18 protein-coding genes are annotated in these 19,348 nt (G+C 71.2%); 9 read left to right on the forward strand and 9 right to left on the reverse strand.

All coding sequences use genetic code 11. The features are described 5' to 3' along the window. Positions 1 to 33: 33 nt before the first annotated feature. The 5 genes from ACFVYX_RS08420 (at position 34) to ACFVYX_RS08440 (ending at position 2,420) form a co-directional block, all read left to right on the forward strand. Positions 34 to 606 carry a hypothetical protein gene (locus ACFVYX_RS08420; RefSeq protein ID WP_389680611.1) on the forward strand — a complete coding sequence of 191 codons (573 nt, stop codon included), beginning with the start codon at positions 34 to 36 and terminating at the stop codon, positions 604 to 606. A gap of 14 nt (positions 607 to 620) precedes the next feature. Continuing rightward, positions 621 to 800 (forward strand): hypothetical protein, encoded by a 180-nt coding sequence (locus ACFVYX_RS08425; RefSeq protein WP_389680553.1) that lies wholly within the window; start codon positions 621 to 623, stop codon positions 798 to 800. Positions 801 to 918: 118 nt separating this feature from the next. Next, entirely contained in the window at positions 919 to 1,338 is a 420-nt protein-coding gene (locus tag ACFVYX_RS08430) for a BlaI/MecI/CopY family transcriptional regulator (protein WP_389680554.1), read from the forward strand. A gap of 9 nt (positions 1,339 to 1,347) precedes the next feature. Then, entirely contained in the window at positions 1,348 to 1,893 is a 546-nt protein-coding gene (locus ACFVYX_RS08435; protein ID WP_389680555.1) for an amino-acid N-acetyltransferase, read from the forward strand. A 191-nt stretch (positions 1,894 to 2,084) separates the two neighbouring features. Next, the gene (locus tag ACFVYX_RS08440) at positions 2,085 to 2,420 is read left to right on the forward strand and encodes an Lsr2 family protein (protein ID WP_351216935.1); all 336 of its coding nucleotides are present in this window, start codon (positions 2,085 to 2,087) and stop codon (positions 2,418 to 2,420) included. On the opposite strand, the gene ACFVYX_RS08445 is transcribed toward ACFVYX_RS08440, so the two are convergent. Beyond that, a complete protein-coding gene (locus ACFVYX_RS08445; RefSeq protein ID WP_389680556.1) occupies positions 2,399 to 2,986 on the reverse strand; it encodes an SCO3374 family protein in 588 nt (195 codons plus the stop codon). The genes ACFVYX_RS08440 and ACFVYX_RS08445 overlap by 22 nt on opposite strands. Positions 2,987 to 3,446: 460 nt before the next feature. Between ACFVYX_RS08445 and ACFVYX_RS08450 the strand changes: the two genes are divergently transcribed. Continuing rightward, positions 3,447 to 5,969 carry an ATP-dependent Clp protease ATP-binding subunit gene (locus tag ACFVYX_RS08450; RefSeq protein ID WP_389680557.1) on the forward strand — a complete coding sequence of 841 codons (2,523 nt, stop codon included), beginning with the start codon at positions 3,447 to 3,449 and terminating at the stop codon, positions 5,967 to 5,969. Positions 5,970 to 6,062: 93 nt separating this feature from the next. Here ACFVYX_RS08450 and ACFVYX_RS08455 read toward each other — a convergent pair whose 3' ends face one another. After that, positions 6,063 to 9,011, reverse strand: a complete 2,949-nt coding sequence (locus ACFVYX_RS08455) for an NACHT domain-containing protein (protein WP_389680558.1) — start codon at positions 9,009 to 9,011, stop codon at positions 6,063 to 6,065. A gap of 475 nt (positions 9,012 to 9,486) precedes the next feature. Here ACFVYX_RS08455 and ACFVYX_RS08460 point away from each other — a divergent pair, with 475 nt between their 5' ends. Continuing rightward, the gene (locus ACFVYX_RS08460) at positions 9,487 to 10,206 is read left to right on the forward strand and encodes a M23 family metallopeptidase (protein WP_389680559.1); all 720 of its coding nucleotides are present in this window, start codon (positions 9,487 to 9,489) and stop codon (positions 10,204 to 10,206) included. Between the two features lie 71 nt (positions 10,207 to 10,277). Here ACFVYX_RS08460 and ACFVYX_RS08465 read toward each other — a convergent pair whose 3' ends face one another. Beyond that, the gene (locus ACFVYX_RS08465; protein WP_389680560.1) at positions 10,278 to 10,835 is read right to left on the reverse strand and encodes a TetR/AcrR family transcriptional regulator; all 558 of its coding nucleotides are present in this window, start codon (positions 10,833 to 10,835) and stop codon (positions 10,278 to 10,280) included. A gap of 101 nt (positions 10,836 to 10,936) precedes the next feature. On the opposite strand from ACFVYX_RS08465, the gene ACFVYX_RS08470 reads away from it, so the two are divergent. Then, positions 10,937 to 12,520, forward strand: a complete 1,584-nt coding sequence (locus ACFVYX_RS08470; RefSeq protein WP_389680561.1) for an MDR family MFS transporter — start codon at positions 10,937 to 10,939, stop codon at positions 12,518 to 12,520. A gap of 171 nt (positions 12,521 to 12,691) precedes the next feature. On the opposite strand, the gene cseC is transcribed toward ACFVYX_RS08470, so the two are convergent. The 6 genes from cseC to ACFVYX_RS08500 form a co-directional block, all read right to left on the reverse strand. Continuing rightward, positions 12,692 to 14,008, reverse strand: a complete 1,317-nt coding sequence (gene cseC / locus ACFVYX_RS08475; RefSeq protein ID WP_389680562.1) for a two-component system sensor histidine kinase CseC — start codon at positions 14,006 to 14,008, stop codon at positions 12,692 to 12,694. Positions 14,009 to 14,017: 9 nt separating this feature from the next. Beyond that, the gene (gene cseB / locus ACFVYX_RS08480; RefSeq protein WP_389680563.1) at positions 14,018 to 14,719 is read right to left on the reverse strand and encodes a two-component system response regulator CseB; all 702 of its coding nucleotides are present in this window, start codon (positions 14,717 to 14,719) and stop codon (positions 14,018 to 14,020) included. Between the two features lie 79 nt (positions 14,720 to 14,798). Beyond that, complete coding sequence (locus ACFVYX_RS08485) at positions 14,799 to 15,593, reverse strand: hypothetical protein (RefSeq protein ID WP_389680564.1); 795 nt, start codon at positions 15,591 to 15,593, stop codon at positions 14,799 to 14,801. Beyond that, the gene (locus ACFVYX_RS08490; RefSeq protein WP_384108264.1) at positions 15,581 to 16,153 is read right to left on the reverse strand and encodes a SigE family RNA polymerase sigma factor; all 573 of its coding nucleotides are present in this window, start codon (positions 16,151 to 16,153) and stop codon (positions 15,581 to 15,583) included. The genes ACFVYX_RS08485 and ACFVYX_RS08490 overlap by 13 nt, the downstream gene beginning before the upstream one ends. A gap of 180 nt (positions 16,154 to 16,333) precedes the next feature. After that, complete coding sequence (locus ACFVYX_RS08495; protein WP_389680565.1) at positions 16,334 to 17,386, reverse strand: A/G-specific adenine glycosylase; 1,053 nt, start codon at positions 17,384 to 17,386, stop codon at positions 16,334 to 16,336. Positions 17,387 to 17,533: 147 nt separating this feature from the next. Beyond that, positions 17,534 to 18,205 carry a phosphatase PAP2 family protein gene (locus tag ACFVYX_RS08500; RefSeq protein ID WP_389680566.1) on the reverse strand — a complete coding sequence of 224 codons (672 nt, stop codon included), beginning with the start codon at positions 18,203 to 18,205 and terminating at the stop codon, positions 17,534 to 17,536. Between the two features lie 246 nt (positions 18,206 to 18,451). Between ACFVYX_RS08500 and ACFVYX_RS08505 the strand changes: the two genes are divergently transcribed. Further along, complete coding sequence (locus ACFVYX_RS08505; RefSeq protein WP_389680567.1) at positions 18,452 to 19,312, forward strand: hypothetical protein; 861 nt, start codon at positions 18,452 to 18,454, stop codon at positions 19,310 to 19,312. The last annotated feature ends 36 nt before the right edge of the window (positions 19,313 to 19,348 follow it).

Raw genomic sequence — 19,348 nt, forward strand, 5'->3', positions numbered from 1 at the left:
CCCATGCCCACGCCATACGGATCCCGCGGCGGCATGGCGTTCAGCGCGGACGAGCTGCGTGTGCTCCGCCGTGCCCTCGCCGTCGCCCTCCACCCCGCCCCCCTCCAGGACGAGGACGTCCAGGACGCCCTGCGCCTGGCCGCATCCGTGGACGAGGCCGTACGCGAGGCAGGCCGGCTCCGCGCCTTCCTCCTCGACGACCTGGCCCGCTACCGCGAGGCGCTGCCCGGCTCCCTCAGCGGCTATCTGGAGCTCCTCCAGGACGCGCTCGCCGCCGGGTACGACCCGGCGGCCGACGACCTCGCCGCCCTCCGCGCACTGCGCCGCAACCCCGCCGCGGCCGCGCTGCTCGCCCGCTGCCAGCTCCTCGCCGAGCGCTCCGTACGCGCGCGCCTGGCCCGGGTCTCGCAGGCGACCACCACCTCGGCGGCCGTCGCCCCCCGGGCCCGGCTGCTCGCCCTGCCCGGCGGGCGCGCGGCGGGGGACGATCCCAAGCCGACGCCACCCGCCCCGGCCGAGCGCCCGGTCCCCAAGCCCTCCGAGGTGTTCCCGCCGCGCCGGAGGCCCGTACCCCCGCCCCCGCCCGAGGAACGGGTCGCCGGCTAGCTACTCTGGTCGCCATGGACTACGTATCCGCGCTCCTGCCCCCCATCGTGATGGCCGCGTTCTTCACGGCCCTCGTGGTCGTCATCGTGAAGAGCCAGGGCGGCCCGAACAAGGCCAAGGAGGACGCGGTCGTGGACGCCGCCCTCGCCCGGGCCGAGGGCGGCCGCCAGGCGGACGGCGGCACCACCTCCTGAGCCCCGCCCCTCCTGGGCGCACGGGACGTACGACCCTCCGAGGTCGTACGTCCTTTTTGTTGCGTTTTTCTTTCGCTCAATAGCCTCTTACTGGCCGTTTGCGATCTAAAGTGGCGGTGTGCCCCGTCCTTTGGGAGAGCTCGAAGACGCCGTGATGACGCGCGTCTGGCAATGGAACCGCCCGGTGACCGTCCGGGAAGTTCTGGAGGACCTTCAGCAGGAACGGTCCATCGCGTACACCACCGTCATGACCGTCATGGACAATCTCCATCAGAAGGGCTGGGTCCGCAGGGAAGTCGAAGGCCGTGCCTATCGATATACGGCGGTCTCCACCCGCGCCGCATACGCGGCGGCCCTGATGAACGAGGGATGGGCGCAGAGCGACAACCCCGCCGCCGCCCTCGTCGCCTTCTTCGGCATGATGTCGCAGGATCAGCGCGAAGCTCTGAACGACGCCATCCGTATCGTCCAGCGCGATACGCCGATCGCCGCCCCGCCCGAGGAGGGCGCCGACGGGACCGGGGCCCAGGAGCGATAGCGTCCCCCCATGTCGCCGTCTGCTTCCCCGGCCGCCTCCGCGGCCTCCGCCAAAGCCGTCACCGTACGCAGGGCCCGCACCGGAGATGTCGCCGCGGTCCGTCGACTCGTCGATCCGTTCGTCCGGCGCGGCATCCTGCTCGACAAGGCGACCGTCACCCTTTATGAGGCCATCCAGGAGTTCTGGGTCGCGGAACGCGACGAGGACGGCACCGTCGTCGGCTGCGGCGCCCTCCATGTGATGTGGGAAGACCTCGCCGAAGTGCGGACTCTCGCCGTCGATCCCGAGTTCAAGGGAGCCGGTGTAGGACATCAGGTGCTGGACAAGTTGTTGCACACCGCCCGATGGCTCGGGGTGCGACGGGTATTCTGCCTGACCTTCGAAGTCGACTTCTTCGCGAAGCACGGCTTCGTCGAGATCGGCGAGACCCCGGTCGACGGAGATGTCTACAGCGAGCTCCTGCGTTCCTATGACGAGGGAGTCGCGGAGTTCCTCGGTCTCGAACGAGTGAAGCCGAACACCTTGGGCAACAGCCGGATGCTTCTGCACCTGTGACGGGAACCCCGCCCCGAACCCCGCACGGAACCCTCCGTGGAACCCCGTCCTGAAGCCCGCACGGAACCCTATGTCCGAATCGCGCACGTTTCCCGCGTTGCCAGGGTTCTGAACCTCTGCCAGGGGTTTGTGTTTTTCCGGGAAAAGCGGTTTCCTTTCCGCGTACTGCATTTTCGATGAAAGGAAATCCGGTGGCACAGAAGGTTCAGGTCCTTCTTGTCGATGACCTCGACGGTGTCGAGGCGGACGAGACCGTGACGTTCGCGCTGGACGGCAAGACCTACGAGATCGACCTCACCACCGCCAACGCGGAAAAGCTCCGTGGCCTGCTCGAGCCGTACACCAAGAGTGGCCGCCGCACCGGTGGCCGCACCACCGGTGGACGCGGCAAGGGCCGCGCCGTGGCGACGGGCAGCCCGGACACCGCGAAGATCCGCGCGTGGGCGAAGGACAACGGCTACAACGTGAACGACCGCGGCCGCGTGCCCGCCGACATCAAGGCGGCCTACGAGGACGCGAACCGCTGAGGCGACAGCTGCTGAGGCGCCGGCCCCCGGGTCCGGGCACTCAGCAGCCGCACCCGATGGCACTCCACGGCCGCGGCGGCCACCAGTCGCACCAGGCAGGGGGCATCCGCACCGCCCCACAGCGCGGAGCGCAGCGCCGGCAGGGAGGCCTCGACCTCGCGACCCGGTGCCGGGGCCCGCAGCCACACCGCGGTGCCCGGCGCGCCGGATCCGCTCCCCGGGGGAAGGGGCGCGGTCATCCGGCCGTCGGCGCCCAGCACCGTGAGGTCGAGCGAGATGCCGCCCCACTCGAGCCAGTCGAGCAGGCCCGGTAGCTCCTCCGCGCTCCCCGCGGCCACGAGCAGCCGCATCCGGTGCCCGCGCAGGGCCACAGGGCCCGTCGCCCGGCCCATCCGGCGCAGCACGCCGTGACCGGCCGCAGCCGGCAGCTCCAGGACGTCGAAGCGCAGCCCCGTGATCAGCCGCACCGGCGGGCCGGCCACCGTCGCCCAGCCCAGCTCGTGCTCGTACCACCGTGCCAGGGCGCCGTCGGGCGGCGTACGGGGAAGCGGGACGGTGAAGGCCATGCCCGGGGAACTCCCGCGAGGGTGCGTTGGTTACGCCCGCGGTGACGCACGGTCCTCCTCCGAACGCGCAAGGTGTCCGGGATGGGGCGTACGAGTGCATTCGGGAGCGCAAGGGTGTTCGCTGGTAGCGGAGGGAACCGGGGTGCGCCGCATGGAGTGTCAGTCCTCGCGGGTAAGACATTCCTAGTGGAGAGGGGCGAGTCGCGGGCTTCGGCGTCTCACGTTCGCCATCGGCGTACTCAAGGCGCGGGTAACTACTTGGCCTGCGGGAACATCGTCTCGCACCATCGGGTTGGAGCATTTGTCGGTTGTTCGGCGGCAGGTCTCCCCACGGAAGAGGGGTGATCCGGACGGATGTCGGCAGTTGGAATGAGCGGTCCCCGCTTGCGGGACTAAGCTGCGGAAGGACAGGGAGGGGATCGACCCCTAACTGACTGACCGCTCTGAGGAGCGATTAACGATGTTCGAGAGGTTCACCGACCGCGCGCGGCGGGTTGTCGTCCTGGCTCAGGAAGAAGCCCGGATGCTCAACCACAACTACATCGGCACCGAGCACATCCTTCTGGGCCTTATCCACGAGGGTGAGGGTGTCGCCGCTAAGGCCCTGGAGAGCCTCGGGATTTCGCTCGAGGCGGTCCGCCAGCAGGTTGAGGAGATCATCGGTCAGGGGCAGCAGGCCCCGTCCGGGCACATCCCCTTCACCCCGCGTGCCAAGAAGGTCCTGGAGCTGTCGCTCCGCGAGGCCCTCCAGCTCGGCCACAACTACATCGGCACCGAGCACATCCTGCTCGGCCTGATCCGCGAGGGCGAGGGCGTCGCCGCCCAGGTCCTCGTGAAGCTGGGCGCCGACCTCAACCGGGTGCGGCAGCAGGTCATCCAGCTGCTCTCCGGCTACCAGGGCAAGGAAGCCGCCACGGCCGGCGGCCCTGCCGAGGGCACCCCCTCGACGTCCCTGGTCCTCGACCAGTTCGGCCGCAACCTCACCCAGGCGGCCCGCGAGTCCAAGCTCGACCCGGTCATCGGGCGCGAGAAGGAGATCGAGCGGGTCATGCAGGTGCTGTCCCGCCGCACCAAGAACAACCCGGTCCTCATCGGCGAGCCCGGCGTCGGCAAGACCGCCGTCGTCGAGGGCCTGGCGCAGGCCATCGTCAAGGGCGAGGTGCCCGAGACCCTCAAGGACAAGCACCTCTACACCCTGGACCTCGGCGCGCTGGTCGCCGGCTCCCGCTACCGCGGTGACTTCGAGGAGCGCCTGAAGAAGGTCCTCAAGGAGATCCGCACCCGCGGCGACATCATCCTGTTCATCGACGAGCTCCACACCCTCGTGGGTGCGGGTGCCGCCGAGGGCGCGATCGACGCCGCCAGCATCCTCAAGCCGATGCTGGCCCGCGGTGAGCTCCAGACGATCGGTGCCACCACGCTCGACGAGTACCGGAAGTACCTGGAGAAGGACGCGGCCCTCGAGCGCCGCTTCCAGCCCATCCAGGTCGCCGAGCCGTCGCTGCCGCACACCATCGAGATCCTCAAGGGTCTCCGCGACCGGTACGAGGCCCACCACCGGGTCTCCATCACCGACGAGGCCCTCGTCCAGGCCGCGACCCTTGCCGACCGGTACATCTCGGACCGCTTCCTCCCGGACAAGGCGATCGACCTGATCGACGAGGCCGGCTCCCGGATGCGCATCCGCCGGATGACCGCGCCGCCGGACCTCCGCGAGTTCGACGAGAAGATCGCCGGAGTCCGCCGCGACAAGGAGTCCGCGATCGACTCGCAGGACTTCGAGAAGGCCGCCTCGCTCCGCGACAAGGAGAAGCAGCTCCTCGCCGCGAAGGCCAAGCGCGAGAAGGAGTGGAAGGCCGGCGACATGGACGTCGTCGCGGAGGTCGACGGCGATCTGATCGCCGAGGTCCTCGCGACCGCCACCGGTATCCCGGTCTTCAAGCTGACCGAGGAGGAGTCCAGCCGCCTGCTCCGCATGGAGGACGAGCTCCACAAGCGCGTCATCGGGCAGAAGGACGCCGTCATCGGCCTCTCGCGGGCCATCCGCCGTACGCGTGCCGGTCTGAAGGACCCGAAGCGCCCCGGTGGCTCGTTCATCTTCGCCGGTCCGTCCGGTGTCGGTAAGACCGAGCTTTCCAAGGCGCTCGCCGAATTCCTCTTCGGCGACGAGGACGCGATGATCTCCCTCGACATGTCGGAGTTCAGCGAGAAGCACACGGTTTCCCGTCTCTTCGGTTCGCCGCCCGGATACGTCGGCTACGAAGAGGGCGGCCAGCTCACCGAGAAGGTGCGCCGCAAGCCGTTCTCCGTCGTCCTCTTCGACGAGGTCGAGAAGGCCCACCCCGATATCTTCAATTCCCTTCTCCAGATCCTGGAGGACGGTCGCCTGACCGACTCCCAGGGCCGGGTCGTGGACTTCAAGAACACGGTCATCATCATGACGACCAACCTCGGGACCAGGGACATCTCGAAGGGCTTCAACCTGGGCTTCGCCGCCCAGGGCGACACGAAGTCCAACTACGAGCGGATGAAGGCGAAGGTCAGCGACGAGCTGAAGCAGCACTTCCGCCCGGAGTTCCTCAACCGTGTGGATGACGTCATCGTCTTCCCGCAGCTGACCCAGGACGACATCCTCCAGATCGTCGACCTGATGATCGGCCGCGTCGACGAGCGCCTCAAGGACCGGGACATGGGCATCGAGCTCTCCCAGTCCGCGAAGGAGCTGCTCGCCAAGAAGGGCTACGACCCGGTGCTCGGCGCCCGTCCGCTCCGCCGGACGATCCAGCGCGAGATCGAGGACACGCTGTCGGAGAAGATCCTCTTCGGCGACCTGCGCCCCGGTCACATCGTGGTCGTGGACACGGAGGGCGAGGGCGAGGAGCGCGCGTTCACCTTCCGCGGCGAGGAGAAGACGGCCCTGCCGGACGCCCCGCCGATCGAGGCGACGGGCGGCACGGGCCCGAACCTGTCGAAGGACGCGTAAGGCCTAAGGCCTGAGCACGAGGGGCGGCCCCGGAACCTGATGGTTCCGGGGCCGCCCCTTTCGTCGTCGACCCAGCACGCGGTGCCGGTCGGCTCATATGCGGATCTCGACCGTGGGGGCGAGCTTCTCGGCGCCGGCGAACCGGCCACCGACGCCCATGACCGAGCCGAGGCGCGGCAGGGACGCCAGCGGTGTCAGGTCGTGGACCTGCCGTCCGAGGTCACCGAGGAGTCTCAGCTGGACCAGGGCCGGGAAGGTCCGGGCGATGACGTCCAGCGGGGTGGCGGCGGCATCGGCATGCACGTACAGCACCTCCGTCCGCGGCAGCCGCAGCGTCTCCGGCATGCCGGAGAGGGTCCTCGTGTGCACCACGAGGAACGAGAGCCCGTCCAGGGCGGCCAGCGCGTCCCAGGCTTCCTCGGGCGCCGTCGTGCTGCCGTAGATCTCGACCGCGCGGAGGCCGGTCAGACGGCGGAGGAAGCCGAGTCCCCCTACGGGGTACCCGATCACCGTGAGGGTCTCCAGCGCGTTCTCGGCGGGGAGGGGGTCCACGAACCGGGCGAGGGTCCCCGGGATCTGCAGGCTCCGCGCCCCGCCGATCACCCCCCGCAGCAGCGCCATGCCGTCCGCGGTGAGACCCGGCCGCAGGTCGAGGCCCCGGGGGCGCAGACCGAGGCGCACGATCTCGGCCGCCTGCTCGTCGGACACGACGGTGAAGTCGAGAAGACCCGGGTCGAGCCGGGTGATGATCTGCTCCGCGTAGGGGGCCGCGGGGAACCGGGACCATCCCCACATCAGCTGGGAGCGGACCGCCAGGTGCGGATGCGAGGTGAAGCGGGCCAGGTAGGGCAGCGTGGCGTCATGGGCGATGTGGGTCGCGGTGATCACCACGTCGAGGGCCGCCTCGTGGTCCAGGCCCTCCGGACCCGGCAGCAGGTCAAGGACCGCCCGTCCGACCGACGCCAGCTCGCGCGCCTCCTCCGGCCCGCGCGGCGGAATCACCTCCGCGGTCCGCTCCAGGATCCGTTCCCGGATCCCCGGCGCCACCTCCGTCGCGTGGTCGAGGGCCGTCGCCGCGAGCACCAGCACACGGAGCTGGGTGCGGCGGTCCGGTGCGGCGTCCGCCGCCGCCAGCAGCTCCGAGAGGATCTCGGCGCATTCGCGCGGGCGCGCGTGCCCGACGGCCATGCGGATGACGTCCTCCCACTGGTCGTCCGCCGCGTGCCGGACGAGGACACCGATGTCCCACCGGTCCACGAGGGCCTTCGCCGCCAGGTAGTCCTGGAAGGTGCGGTGGACGAAGTCGAGGGTGTCGGGCGTCGGCTCACGGAGCAGACCGCTGCGGTGGAGCAGATGGGCGAAGACGCTGTCCGGGTCGGCGTGGGCGGCGGCCTCCGGGACGGCGGGGACGGCCTCCGTGACGATCGCGCGCGCGTGGGCGCGGTCCATCTGGGTGCGTCCGTTGAGGGTGAGCCAGTAGGCGAGGCGCTGGATCAGCTGGATCTGTGGCGCCTCGCCGAGTTCCACCCCGTACGGGGCCCCCATGTCCCGTTCGCGGTCGCGGCGGGTGAGGAGCATGGACAGGGCCGCGTCGTAGAGGGCCTTGCGGCCCCGGGGGAGGAAGCCGCGCCGGTCGCGGTGGAGGGCGCAGATCAGGCCGCACATCAGCGGGTTGGTGGCGAGCCGCGCGAGGTCGGGCGTGGTGCGCAGGGTGTCGATGAGCTGTTGCTCGTACGAGGCGGCCCCGGGGCCCGCAGCCGTGTGCCAGCGGCGCACGAAGGTGGTGACCTCGGAGCGGGACATCGGGGAGAGGGTGAGCTCGGTGAAGCGGTCCACGGCCAGCCAGTCGTCCCTGACCGCCGAGGGGCGCGAGGTGACGAGCCAGCGGTTGGAGCCGTCGTACGCGCTGGTCAGGTCGCGGAGCCAGCGGCGGGTCCGCTCCCGTTCGGGTTCGGGAACCTCGTCGATGCCGTCGATGAGGACGATGCCCCGGCCGGCGGTGAGGACGCGGTCGACCCAGCCCTCCGGCGGGGTGAGCGGGCAGCCGACGGCGGAGAGGAAGCGGTCGGCCGGGGGAAGCCGCTCGCCGTGGCGGGTCAGGGCGCGCAGGGGCAGGACGAACGGGATCGTGCCATGGGCGCGTTCGCCGGCGGTGACCGCGAGCCACTGGACCAGGGTCGTCTTGCCGGAGCCCGCGACTCCGCGCAGCAGGATGCGGGGGTGGCGGGCGAGGGCCTGGTCGGCGGGGACGCCGTGGACGGGGTGCGCGCCCCGGTCGGTGCCGCGGCCCGGCTCGGGGGTGAGCGCGGCCCGGTCGGGCCCGGCGTCCGGCCCCGTCGCCTCCAGCGACAGGTACGCCATGTCCAGCGGCCACTCGTCCGGCGAATGGTGCAGGTCGATGCCGTAGATCGTCAGGCGCCCGTGTTTCCTCGCCAGGTGGGCCAGGTAGCGCCGCTCGAAGTCGACGTCCTGGGCGGCCACGCCCGGGGTTCCGGTGAGGAGGGCGTCGACCTTGGCGATCAGCTCCGCCTGCCCGCGGGTCTGTTCCACCAGGCTGCGGGCGACGAACGTCGAGCGCTGGGTGAAGAACTCCAGGATGTGGAGGCAGGCCCACTCGGTCATCGACTCCAGGTAGAGGACCGAGTCGGTGGAGAGGCCGTCGGGGGCGGGGGCCGCCGCGCGCAGCCGGCGGGCGAGGGCGTGGTGGCCCATCCGGACCGCCTGGACGTCGTCCATGTCGAGGTCGCCGAGGGCGGTCAGGGTCGCCGCGAGGGTGTCGGTGACGGCCTCGGTCTCGTCGGCGGGGAAGGGGGTCTCGCCGGGGCCGCTGCCCGAGCGTTCGACGAGGGTGGTGGCCAGCTTCCGGACGTCCTTCTCGGTCAGCGTCCGCTTCTCGCCGCGGAAGGAGACGAGCGAGGAGAGCCGCACCTTGGGCGCGTTCCCCGTGAGCCCGGCCCCCGGGACGTCGTTGACCAGCAGTTTCTTCAAGATGGGGCCGATCGCCGCGGAGGCGAGCCGTGTGCCGATGAGTGAAGGTTCCATCTGTGTCCCCCTGGGTCCCCGAAGCGGTCAGCGTAGTGCGGGACGGCCTCCGGGGCGGCTCGGTTGCGTGACCCAGGTCGCATCCGGGGCCTGCCTCTGGTGACAAGGCGCACAGGGGTTTCGGAGGGTACTAACCGGAATAGTGGCGACCTTTGGTGTCTATTCGGGACGTTCAGGAGTGAGCCGTCGGGACTTTGGTCCCGGAGGGTCCCGAACCGGGCGAGGGGTGGTGTTTTCGGCGGTTCCGGGCGGGGGTGACATGCGAATAAACCGATTCCCTTGTGGCGGTATGTCCGATTTCGAAGGTGGTCTCCAGGGTCGTCAAGGGCTGAACTTCCGTGGAGATCGCTACGACGCGATGTCGTAGATGGGGTGTTTTGGGCTGGATGGGGGTCCGGGTTACCAAGGATGAGCAAGCCCGGCGCCGCAGCACTGTTCGCGTCGGGTCCCGTACTTCCCGGAGGTTTTCCCCCGTATGTCGAAGCGCGTCATGAACCCCGCCGCCCGTATCACCGCCGTCGCTCTCGCCGCCGCGGGTCTGGGAGCGACGATGGTGGCCGGAGCAGGGTCCGCCTTCGCCGCCGAGGGCAACGCCGCCGCCGCTCCGGTCGCGGTCACCGCGTCCGCCGCCGTCGCCGCCCAGGCCGAGACCCAGGCCCACGTCGCCGCCCAGGTCAAGGCCGCCGCCGCGAAGGCCTCGGCCGCGAAGGTCGCCGCCGCCAAGCAGGCCGCCGTCAAGAAGGCCGCCACGAAGGCCGTCGCCGCCAAGAAGGCCGCGTCCTGGGTCAAGCCGGTCACCTCGTACACCCTGACCGCCAGCTACAACCAGGGCGGCGCCATGTGGTCCCACAAGCACTCCGGCCAGGACTTCGCCGTCCCGGTCGGCACCCCGGTCAAGGCCGCGGGCGCGGGCACCGTCGTGAAGGCCGGCCCGAACGGCGGCGGTGACGGTCCCGCGTACGGCAACGCGATCGTCGTGAAGCACGCCAACGGCACGTACTCGCAGTACGCCCACCTGTCGAAGATCAAGGCGTTCGTCGGCCAGAAGGTCGCCGCCGGCCAGCAGATCGCCCTCTCGGGCAACACCGGCAACTCCTCCGGCCCGCACCTGCACTTCGAGATCCGCACGACCCCGAACTACGGCTCCGCCGTGAACCCGGCCGCCTTCCTGCGGTCCCACGGCGTGAGCATCTGATCTCCCGCCACCCCGGCGTGAGCGTCCCGGAAGCTCCCGTCACCCCGGCGTGAGCGTCCCGGAAGCTCCCGCTATCCGGCCCTGTGGGCCTGGTTCAGCAGATCGAGGGCGACCTCGAGGACGGCCTCGCGCTTCTCCTCGGGGTCGCCCTCGACGTTGTCCATGAAGAACATCCCCGCGTGCAGCGTGAAGATCGCACTCACGCAGCGCACCCGGTCGAGCACGGCGAACTCCGGCTCCTGGATCAGGCCGCTCAGTTCGAGCATCCGCTCCTTGAAGGTCAGGCCGATGCTCAGCTCGCGGACGGCCGCCTGGTTCTCCTGCATGAAGCGGAACAGCGGGTAGGCGCCCATCAGTGCTTCCTGGTAGCGGCGGAGGATCTCCTCCCTGACCTCCAGCGTCCGCGGCTGCTCCTTCGCCCAGGCGATCAGCTCGTCCATGGGCCGGGTGAGGTCCTGGAAGATGCCGATGATGATGTCTTCCTTGGTCTTGAAGTGGTAATAGAGCGCCGCCTTGGTGACGTCGAGGTGCTCGGCGATCTCCCGCAGCGAGGTCTTCTCGTACCCCTGCTCGGCGAAGAGGTGCAGGGCCACGTCCTGGATGCGCTGGCGGGTGTTGCCTCGGGCCATGGCTGCTCTCCACTTTCCAGAAAACTTACTTGACGACCGGCAAGTTACGGGTCTACCGTCCCCAGTGTAGTAACTAGCCGGGCGGCAAGTAAGGGGACGACATGACGAAGCAGACCACGGCGGAGCCGGCGCGGGGAGAGCCGGAGCCGCAGCCACGCAGTGTCCGCGTCGTCCTCCTCGCCCTGATGATCGCGATGCTCCTCGCGATGCTGGACAACATGATCATCGGCACCGCGATGCCGACGATCGTTGGCGAGCTCGGCGGCCTCGAACACCTCTCCTGGGTCGTCACCGCCTACACCCTGGCCACCGCCGCCTCCACCCCCCTCTGGGGCAAGGTCGGCGACATGTTCGGCCGCAAGGGCGTCTTCCTCACCTCGATCGTGATCTTCCTGATCGGCTCCGCGCTCAGCGGCATGGCCCAGGACATGGGCCAGCTCATCGGCTTCCGCACGATCCAGGGCCTCGGCGCCGGTGGCCTCATGGTCGGCGTCATGGCCATCATCGGCGACCTGATCCCGCCCCGTGAGCGCGGCAAGTACCAGGGCATGATGGCCGGCGTCATGGCCCTCGCCATGATCGGCGGCCCCCTCGTCGGCGGCACCATCACCGACCACTGGGGCTGGCGCTGGTCCTTCTACATCAACCTGCCGCTCGGCGCCGTCGCCCTCGCCATGGTCACCACCGTGCTGCACCTGCCGAAGAAGCGGCGCGCCACGGGCACCCCGATCGACTTCCTCGGCGCCGCGCTGCTGACCGTGGGCATCACCGCGATCGTCCTGGTCACCACCTGGGGCGGCACGGAGTACGCCTGGGGCTCGGCCACCATCGTCGGCCTCGCCGTCGGCGGAGCCGCCGCGCTCGCCGCCTTCCTGTACGTCGAGACGCGGGCGAGCGACCCGATCATGCCGCTGCACATCTTCCGCAGCCGCAACTTCACCGTGATGTCCCTGATCGGCTTCATCACCGGCTTCGTGATGTTCGGCGCGGTCCTCTACCTGCCGATCTTCCAGCAGTCCGTCCAGGGTGCCTCGGCCACCAACTCGGGTCTGCTGCTCCTGCCGATGCTCATCGCGATGATGATCGTCTCGCTGCTCGTCGGCCGCTTCACCACCAGCACCGGCAAGTACAGGATCTTTCCGATCGTGGGCGGCGCCCTCATGACGGCCGGTCTCTTCCTGCTGGCCCAGATGGACACCGGCACCTCCCGGCTGACCTCCGGCGTCTACATGGCCGTCCTCGGCGCCGGCATGGGCTTCCTCATGCAGATCACCATGCTCGTCGCCCAGAACAGCGTCGAGATGAAGGACATGGGCGTCGCCTCGTCCTCCACCACCCTCTTCCGGACGCTCGGCTCCTCCTTCGGCGTCGCGATCATGGGCGCGCTCTTCACGAGCCGCGTCCAGGACGAGATGGCGGCGCGCGGCGGGTCCGGGCTCACCGAAGGGACGGCCCAGCTGGACGCGGCGAGCCTGGCCAAGCTGCCGGAGGCGCTCCGCGAGGCCTACCAGCACGCGGTCGCCTCGGGCACGCACAGCGCCTTCCTGGTCGCCGCCGCGGTCTCCGTGCTCGGCTTCGTCCTCGCCTTCCTCGTCAAGGAGGTGGCGCTCCGCGGGGCCGGCCCCACGCCCGCCCCGAAGACGGTGACGGGCGACGACCACACGAAGGTCGCCGAGACGGTCTGACCCCGCGCCGAAGCGGTCCACGGACGGGGCCGGTCCCGAGACAGGGGCCGGCCCCGTCCCCGTACCCCCGGACACCCGTCAGTCGGGACGGCCGGAGGCCGACCCCGGCCCCCGGACACCGTCAGTCGGGCCGGCCAGGGGGCCGGCCCCGTCCCCGCCCCCCCGACACCGTCAGTCGGGCTGGCGCAGGATGGGGAAGCTGCCCGTGTTCGTCGGCGCGTGGTCCGGGAGCCACAGCACCGCGATGGCGCCGCCCACCCCGTTCGGCGCGCTCTCCGAGGCCACGTTCCGGAAGGTCAGCCGGGCGCCGAGGACCCGGGCCTGGCCCGCCGCGATCGTGAGGCCGAGCCCGTGGCCCTGGCCCGCGCGGTCGCTCGACCCCGTACGGAACCGGCTCGGGCCCTCCTTCAGGAGCGCCTCAGGGAAGCCCGGCCCGTGGTCGCGGACGCGGACGACCCGGCCCTCGACGGTGACCTCCACCGGCGGCCTGCCGTGCTTGGCGGCGTTCGCGAGGAGGTTGCCCAGGACACGTTCCAGGCGCCGCGGGTCGGTGTTCACCCACGACTCGTGGACGACCCGGACGACCACCTCGGGATCGAGGGCCCGCACCCGCCGGTCCACGAACTCGCCGAGCGAGATCTCCTGGAGCTCCGCCCGCTCGGACGCGCTGTCGAGCCGGGCCACCTCCAGGACGTCCTCGACCAGCGTCCGCATGGCCTGCGCCCGGTCCCGTACGAGCTCGGTCGGGCGCCCCGGCGGCAGCAGCTCGGCAGCCGTGAGCAGGCCGGTCACCGGGGTACGCAGTTCGTGCGCGATGTCCGCGGTGACCCGCCGCTCGGCCTCGATCCGTTCGTTGAGGGCGTCGGTGAGGGCGTCGACCGCCCACGCCAGGTCGTCGGTCTCGTCCCGTACGACCCCGCCGACGGCCTCCCGCACCCGGACGTCCGTGTTGCCCTGGGCGACCCGTCCGGCCGCGACGGCGGCCTTCCGCAGCCGCCGTGAGAGCTGACCGCCGATGAGCACACCGAGCGCGCAGCCGCCGAAGACCACCGAGACCGAGCCGATGACGAGCGCCCGGTCCAGATCGTTCATGATCGTCGCGCTGCGGTCGGCGAAGGGGATGTGCAGCGAGAGCACGTCGCCGTTGGCGAGCGGCACGGCCGCCCACACGTCGGGCGGCCCGCCGTGCCGGTGCTCCTGCACGTACGTCCCGCGCCGCTTGTCCCGCATCAGCTGGTCGAGCTGGGCCGGCAGCGACGGATCGTTGATCTTCGTGCCGAAGCGCGGTTCCTTCGGTTTCGACGTCTCGTACATCCGCTGCGCGAAGAGCAGCCGCTCCATCTGCACCTCGCGCGCGTTGTCCAGCATCGAGATCCGGGCGGCGTTGTGCACGACCACGCTGAGGGTGATCGCGATGAGCGCGCCGACCGCCGCGATGGCGACGGCGATCTTCCAGCGGACCCCGGTACGGAGGGGCAACAGCCTCACGACCCGGCCCTAGCTCTTGAGCTTGTAGCCGAAGCCACGGACCGTCTCGATCCTGTCCTGGCCGATCTTGGCGCGCAGCCGCTGCACATGGACGTCCACGACCCGGGTGTCGCCGCCCCAGCCGTAGTCCCAGACCCGCTCCAGGAGCTTGTCCCGGGAGAGCACCGTGCCCGGTGCCGAGGAGAACTCCAGGAGCAGCCGCATCTCGGTCGGCGTCAGCGCGACCGGCGCCCCGTCCTTGCGGACCTCCATGCCGTCGGTGTCGACCTCCAGGTCACCGAAGACGAGGATCCCGCCGCCCGGCCCCTCCTCCCCCTGCTCACCGGCGCCGGACGCGCCCGCGTGGCCGAAACGGCGCAGTACGGCGCGGATACGGGCCATGAGCACGGAGCCGTCGAAGGGCTTGGTGACGTAGTCGTCGGCGCCCGCCTCCAGGCCGAGGACGACGTCGATCGAGTCGGCGCGCGCCGACAGCATGATCACCGGCACCGTCGACTCGTCACGGATGCGGCGGCAGAGGCTGACCCCGTCCATGCCCGGCAGCATCACGTCGAGCAGGGCGATGTCCGGCCGCCGCGCCCGGAAGGCGTCCAGGCCGGACAGTCCGTCGGGCATGGCCGTGACACGGAAGCCGTCCCGTTCCAGGGCGAGCTGGGTGGCCTCACGGATGACGTCGTCGTCCTCGACGAACAGGACATGGGTCTCGGCCATCGTGCGGTGCCCTTCGGGGTGCGTGCGCTGCTTCTGCGGTCGGTGGGTGTACGGCTCGGGACGGAGAACGGTGTACGGCTCAGTTGGCCGGGGGCTCGCTCGGTGCGGGCTCCTCGATGCCGCCGTCGCCGACGGCCCGGCTGTAGTCGTTGTGCACCCAGTCGTGCTGGGTGAACCTGTTCCCCGACCAGCGGTAGGTGAGCACGTCCTCGCCGGAGGGGTACGCGACCGGGTCACCCTTCGCGTAGACCTGCTTGGTGACGACGAGCTCGCCGCGGTCGATCGTGGCGTAGACCGCCGCGTCCTCCGCCATGAAGACGTTCTCGTACCGGTCGCTCTGCTTCCGGTAGACGTACGTGCCGATACCGACGGCATCGCCGCAGGTCATCACGTTGACGACGACATCGGGCGCGGGCGCGTCCGTGAGATTGCCGTAGGAGGCGTCCACCGGGTAGGCGTCGGCGACACACGGCTTCAGATCGGCCTTCAGCCGTTCGCCGATCTTCGGATCGGCCTTGAGCAGCGCGATCGGATCCACCCGCTCGGCGGACCGCAGTCCGCCGTCGGCGGAGGGAGAGGGGGTGGGCGCCGCCGCGTCGCGGGTGGCCGCCGCCCCCTCGTCACGGGAGCCGGTGCCGCCGGTGGAGCAGGCGGCCATGGACAGCCCGACGGCGACGAGCCCGGCCGCCGCCGTGATGCTCGCCGCCTTGACGGTACGACGCCGGCTTCGGGGCCCCGGCGCGCCGGCGCGCCCGGTCCCGAACCGGTCGCCGCCGGGGCCGTCACCGCCGCCACGGTCGTCGTGTCCGCCGCCGACGTGGTGTCCGCCGCCGTCGTGTCTGCTGCCGTCGGCTTCGCCGTCTAGGCCGCGCACCGCTCCCGCTCCCGTTCGTCGCCTCGTACGGTCGTCCGCTCCCCGGTCCGGCCCAGGGCACGGGCGTCGAGGTCACGGCTCTCCAGCTCCTGGCGGAGCCGGGCGAGCGCGCGGTGGAGCGTCGACTTCACCGTACCCGTCGACATCCCGAGCGCCGCCGCCGTCTCCTCGGTGCTCATCTGTTCCCAGTGGCGCAGGACGACGACGCTGCGCTGCTTCGGCGCGAGGACCTTCAGGACGTCCATGAGCAGCGCCCGGTCGGCGTGCTGCTCGGTGGGGTCGTCGCCGCAGGCGTCGGGCAGCTGCTCGGTGGGCACCTCTTCGAGCTTGCGGGACCGCCACCATTCGGTCCGCGTGTTGATCATGACCCGGCGCAGATAGGCGTCGGCGAGGGACTTGTCGGCGATGCCGTCCCAGCGCCCGAAGGTACGGGCGAGGGCCGTCTGGAGGAGGTCCTGGGCGTCGACGGGGTCGGCGACGAGACGCCGGGCGCTGCGTAGCAGCGCCTCCTGCCGCGTGCGTACGTACTCCTCGAAGTCGAGCACCTCGCCATGCCTCATCCGAACCGCCTCCGCAACCCCGTGACCAGCTTTGTTCCTCGTGTCGTGGACGACGCTACGGAGCGGTTGTCACGGGGCTGTGCGGGACAGCCGTCGGTGGACGCACGGCTACCCATCGGTTGTGTAACAGCGGCCGGGAGAAGGTTTCGACGCGGAGACGGTGGGACGGTGGGACGGGGCTCAGGACACCGGAAGCCGGTAGTACCCGTCGTCCAGCGGCTCGACGAGACCGTCCGCGACCAGGCCGTCCAGCGCCCTGGCCCGCTGCACCGGCTCGTCCCAGACCGCGTCCAGGGCCGCCTGGGCCACCGGATCCGTCGACTCGCGCAGCACCGCGAGGAGGCGGCCCCTGACCTGCCGGTCGGTCCCCGCGTACGTCTGGCCGCGGCGCGCCGGGCCGGCGTGGGCCGGCTTCCCGGAGAGCCGCCAGGCGCACCGCCCTGAGATGGGGCAGCGCCCGCAGTCCTCGTTCTTCGCCGTGCAGACCAGCGCGCCCAGCTCCATGGAGGCGGCGGCCCAGCGGGACGCGGTCGCCTTGTCCTCGGGCAGCAGGGCACGGGCGAGCCGCCGCTCGGCGGCCGTGGTCGCGTTCGGCGGGTACTGGACGCCGGTCGCCGCGCGGGCGAAGACCCGGCGCACATTGGTGTCCAGGACGGCGTGCCGCTGTCCGTACGCGAAGGAGGCCACCGCGGCGGCCGTGTACTCGCCGATGCCGGGCAGCGCGAGCAGCTGCGCGTGATCGCTCGGTACGTCGCCGCCGTGCCGTTCCGTTATGGCCACGGCCGCCGCGTGCAGCCGCAGCGCACGGCGCGGATAGCCGAGCCGCCCCCAGGCGCGGACCGCCTCGCCGGGAGCGTCGGCGGCCAGGTCGGCCGGGCGCGGCCAGCGCGCGAGCCACTGCTCGTACACCGGCAGGACCCGGACGACCGGGGTCTGCTGGAGCATGAACTCGCTGACCATGACGCCCCAGGCGCCGGCCTCGGTGCGGCGCCAGGGCAGGTCACGGGCGTGCCGGTCGAACCAGGCGAGGACGGGCCCGTGCAGCTCGGCGGGGACCGCCGGGACGGCGGGGGCGCCGGGCCCCTCGGGCACGAGGAGGCCTTCGGGATCGATCGGGCCCTCCGGCTTGAGCGGTCCCTCAGGTACGAGCCGGGCGTCGGGTGTGGGCCGGGATTCGGACGGGAGAGGAGCGTCGGACGGGAGGGGAGCGTCGGGAGCGTCGATGGAAGTCATGGCACCCCCGATCCTGGCACGTCCACGAGGTGATCCGTACGCGCCGTGGCACGGGCGCCGGGAGGGCATCGGCACGTGCCGTGGCGCACGCGCCGGGGTGAGACCCGCCCGAGCCGGCGCGGGCGCCCGGGGACACGCGGTCTGTGGTCAGTACGCTCCGTGGCGTGCGCGCGGGGGCTCCTCGGCGCGCGGAGAAGCGTGCGTCCGGGGCCCGCGCCCCGCACACCAGACCACGGCAGAGCTCCGGCTCGACCGGGCAGTCTCCACCAGGGACCCCATCGGCCGGACCGCCGCCCGCATGACGAGGAAGGCCACCAGACCGCCGAGGAGCAGACCGATGGTCACGTCGTGCGGGTAGTGCACGCCGACGAAGACCCGGGAGAAGGCCATGAGCAGGGCCATCGGCACCGTCAGCCAGACGAGCCCGCGCCAGGACAGCGCGAGCGCGATGGCGGCGGCGCCCGCGATGGCCGAGTGGTTGCTGGGGAAGGACCAGTCGCCGTACGGCGGGCAGGTGACGAGCGAGGCGGGCGCCCCGACGACGGCGCGGCACGGACGGTCCTCGTCGACCAGTGACTTCAGCCCCTCGCTCACCACGTATCCGAGGGCGGTGGCGAGCGGGGCGAGCAGCGCGAGTGCCATCAGTCGGTTCGAACCGTCGCGGGAGCGCCACCAGCCGGCCAGGAACAGCACGCCGAACAGGAGCAGTCCGGCCTCGGTCCAGACCTCGGCGAGCCACTGGAACCAGTGGGGGGTGGAGTGGGCGAAGTCGGCGACGTCGAGATACAGCCGGTCGGACAGGTCGAGGAGCGTGTTCATGGTGGACGACGCTAACCGGAATCCGGAGTCCGCCGCCCCGGGCCAACGGCCAGAACGCCCCCCGACGAAAGTGGGGGTCTCGCCATCCCGTCCGTTTCCCCCCGGTTTCGGGTGAGGTGACGAGCGGACCGGGCGCCGTTCGCGGGAAAAGTTCCCGGAACCGACGGATGTGATCATCGGCAAAACTTGAGTTCTCGGGCGGCGGGTGGGGCGGGAGTTGGGCCCGATCTCTCGTAAGGTTCGGTCGTGGGATCTTTGCGCAATCCGGTCGGGCCGCTTCCCTCCACCATCTACTGGCGACGGAGGGCGGTGGCGGCGTGCCTGGTGGCGCTTCTCGCGCTCCTCGCCGTATGGGCCGTCACCTCCGGTGACGGGGGCGGAAAGAAGCCGAACGACGCGGCCAACGGCTCGTCTCCCACCCCGCCCTCGATCACTCCCGGACCCTCCGGCACGGGACCGGCGATCAGCCAACAGCCCGGCGGACGCGACGAGTCGGACGACTCGGGCGACTCGGGCGACACCACCGGCGGCAACGGCGGTTCGGGCGGCGCCGGTACGGACCCGGGCTCGGGCACCGACGCCGGCGCGGACGCGGGTACGGCCGCCGGCACCGGCGACAGCGGCAAGAACGGCGACACCGACGGCGCCGGCGGCGACGGAGGCGCGGGCACCGGCGCGGGGCAGCAGGTTCCGGCCGACTCTCCGCTCCCCAACTGCCCGGCGGGAGCACTCCAGTTGACGCTCCGCAGCGTGAAGGTCAGCTACGAGGCGGGCGAAAAGCCCCGCTTCCACCTCGTCGCGAAGAACACCTCGGACACCGCCTGCAAGGCCGACTTCGGACCCCGCAGCGCGGTGCTGACGATCAGCGACGCCCAGGACGACGAGATCTGGTCCTCGGCCGACTGCCCCCGCCCCGGCACCCCGGTCCTCCTGCGCGTCCCCGCGGGGGCCACCGTCACCCACACCGTGGAGTGGGACCGCGGACAGAGCGCACCGCTGTGCGCCACCCCTCCGAAGGGCCAGGCCGGCCCCGGCACCTACCTCGTGGAGGCGACGATGCCGGGCGCCAAGGTGCTCCCCGCCTCGTTCACCCTCGCCAAGGACTGACGGCCGCACGTCCGGCCCGGGGATCGGGGCGTACGG

The sequence above is a fragment of the Streptomyces sp. NPDC058326 genome, from assembly GCF_042879855.1.
Lineage (GTDB): Bacteria > Actinomycetota > Actinomycetes > Streptomycetales > Streptomycetaceae > Streptomyces.

Coding starts and splice junctions, on each gene's coding strand:
- ACFVYX_RS08420 (WP_389680611.1), top strand. CDS start 34: ATGGCGTTCAGCGCGGACGAGCTGCGTGTGCTCCGCCGTGCCCTCGCC.
- ACFVYX_RS08425 (WP_389680553.1), top strand. CDS start 621: ATGGACTACGTATCCGCGCTCCTGCCCCCCATCGTGATGGCCGCGTTC.
- ACFVYX_RS08435 (WP_389680555.1), top strand. CDS start 1,348: ATGTCGCCGTCTGCTTCCCCGGCCGCCTCCGCGGCCTCCGCCAAAGCC.
- ACFVYX_RS08445 (WP_389680556.1), bottom strand. CDS start 2,986: ATGGCCTTCACCGTCCCGCTTCCCCGTACGCCGCCCGACGGCGCCCTG.
- ACFVYX_RS08450 (WP_389680557.1), top strand. CDS start 3,447: ATGTTCGAGAGGTTCACCGACCGCGCGCGGCGGGTTGTCGTCCTGGCT.
- ACFVYX_RS08455 (WP_389680558.1), bottom strand. CDS start 9,011: ATGGAACCTTCACTCATCGGCACACGGCTCGCCTCCGCGGCGATCGGC.
- ACFVYX_RS08460 (WP_389680559.1), top strand. CDS start 9,487: ATGTCGAAGCGCGTCATGAACCCCGCCGCCCGTATCACCGCCGTCGCT.
- ACFVYX_RS08465 (WP_389680560.1), bottom strand. CDS start 10,835: ATGGCCCGAGGCAACACCCGCCAGCGCATCCAGGACGTGGCCCTGCAC.
- ACFVYX_RS08470 (WP_389680561.1), top strand. CDS start 10,937: ATGACGAAGCAGACCACGGCGGAGCCGGCGCGGGGAGAGCCGGAGCCG.
- cseB (WP_389680563.1), bottom strand. CDS start 14,719: ATGGCCGAGACCCATGTCCTGTTCGTCGAGGACGACGACGTCATCCGT.
- ACFVYX_RS08490 (WP_384108264.1), bottom strand. CDS start 16,153: ATGAGGCATGGCGAGGTGCTCGACTTCGAGGAGTACGTACGCACGCGG.
- ACFVYX_RS08495 (WP_389680565.1), bottom strand. CDS start 17,386: ATGACTTCCATCGACGCTCCCGACGCTCCCCTCCCGTCCGACGCTCCT.
- ACFVYX_RS08500 (WP_389680566.1), bottom strand. CDS start 18,205: ATGAACACGCTCCTCGACCTGTCCGACCGGCTGTATCTCGACGTCGCC.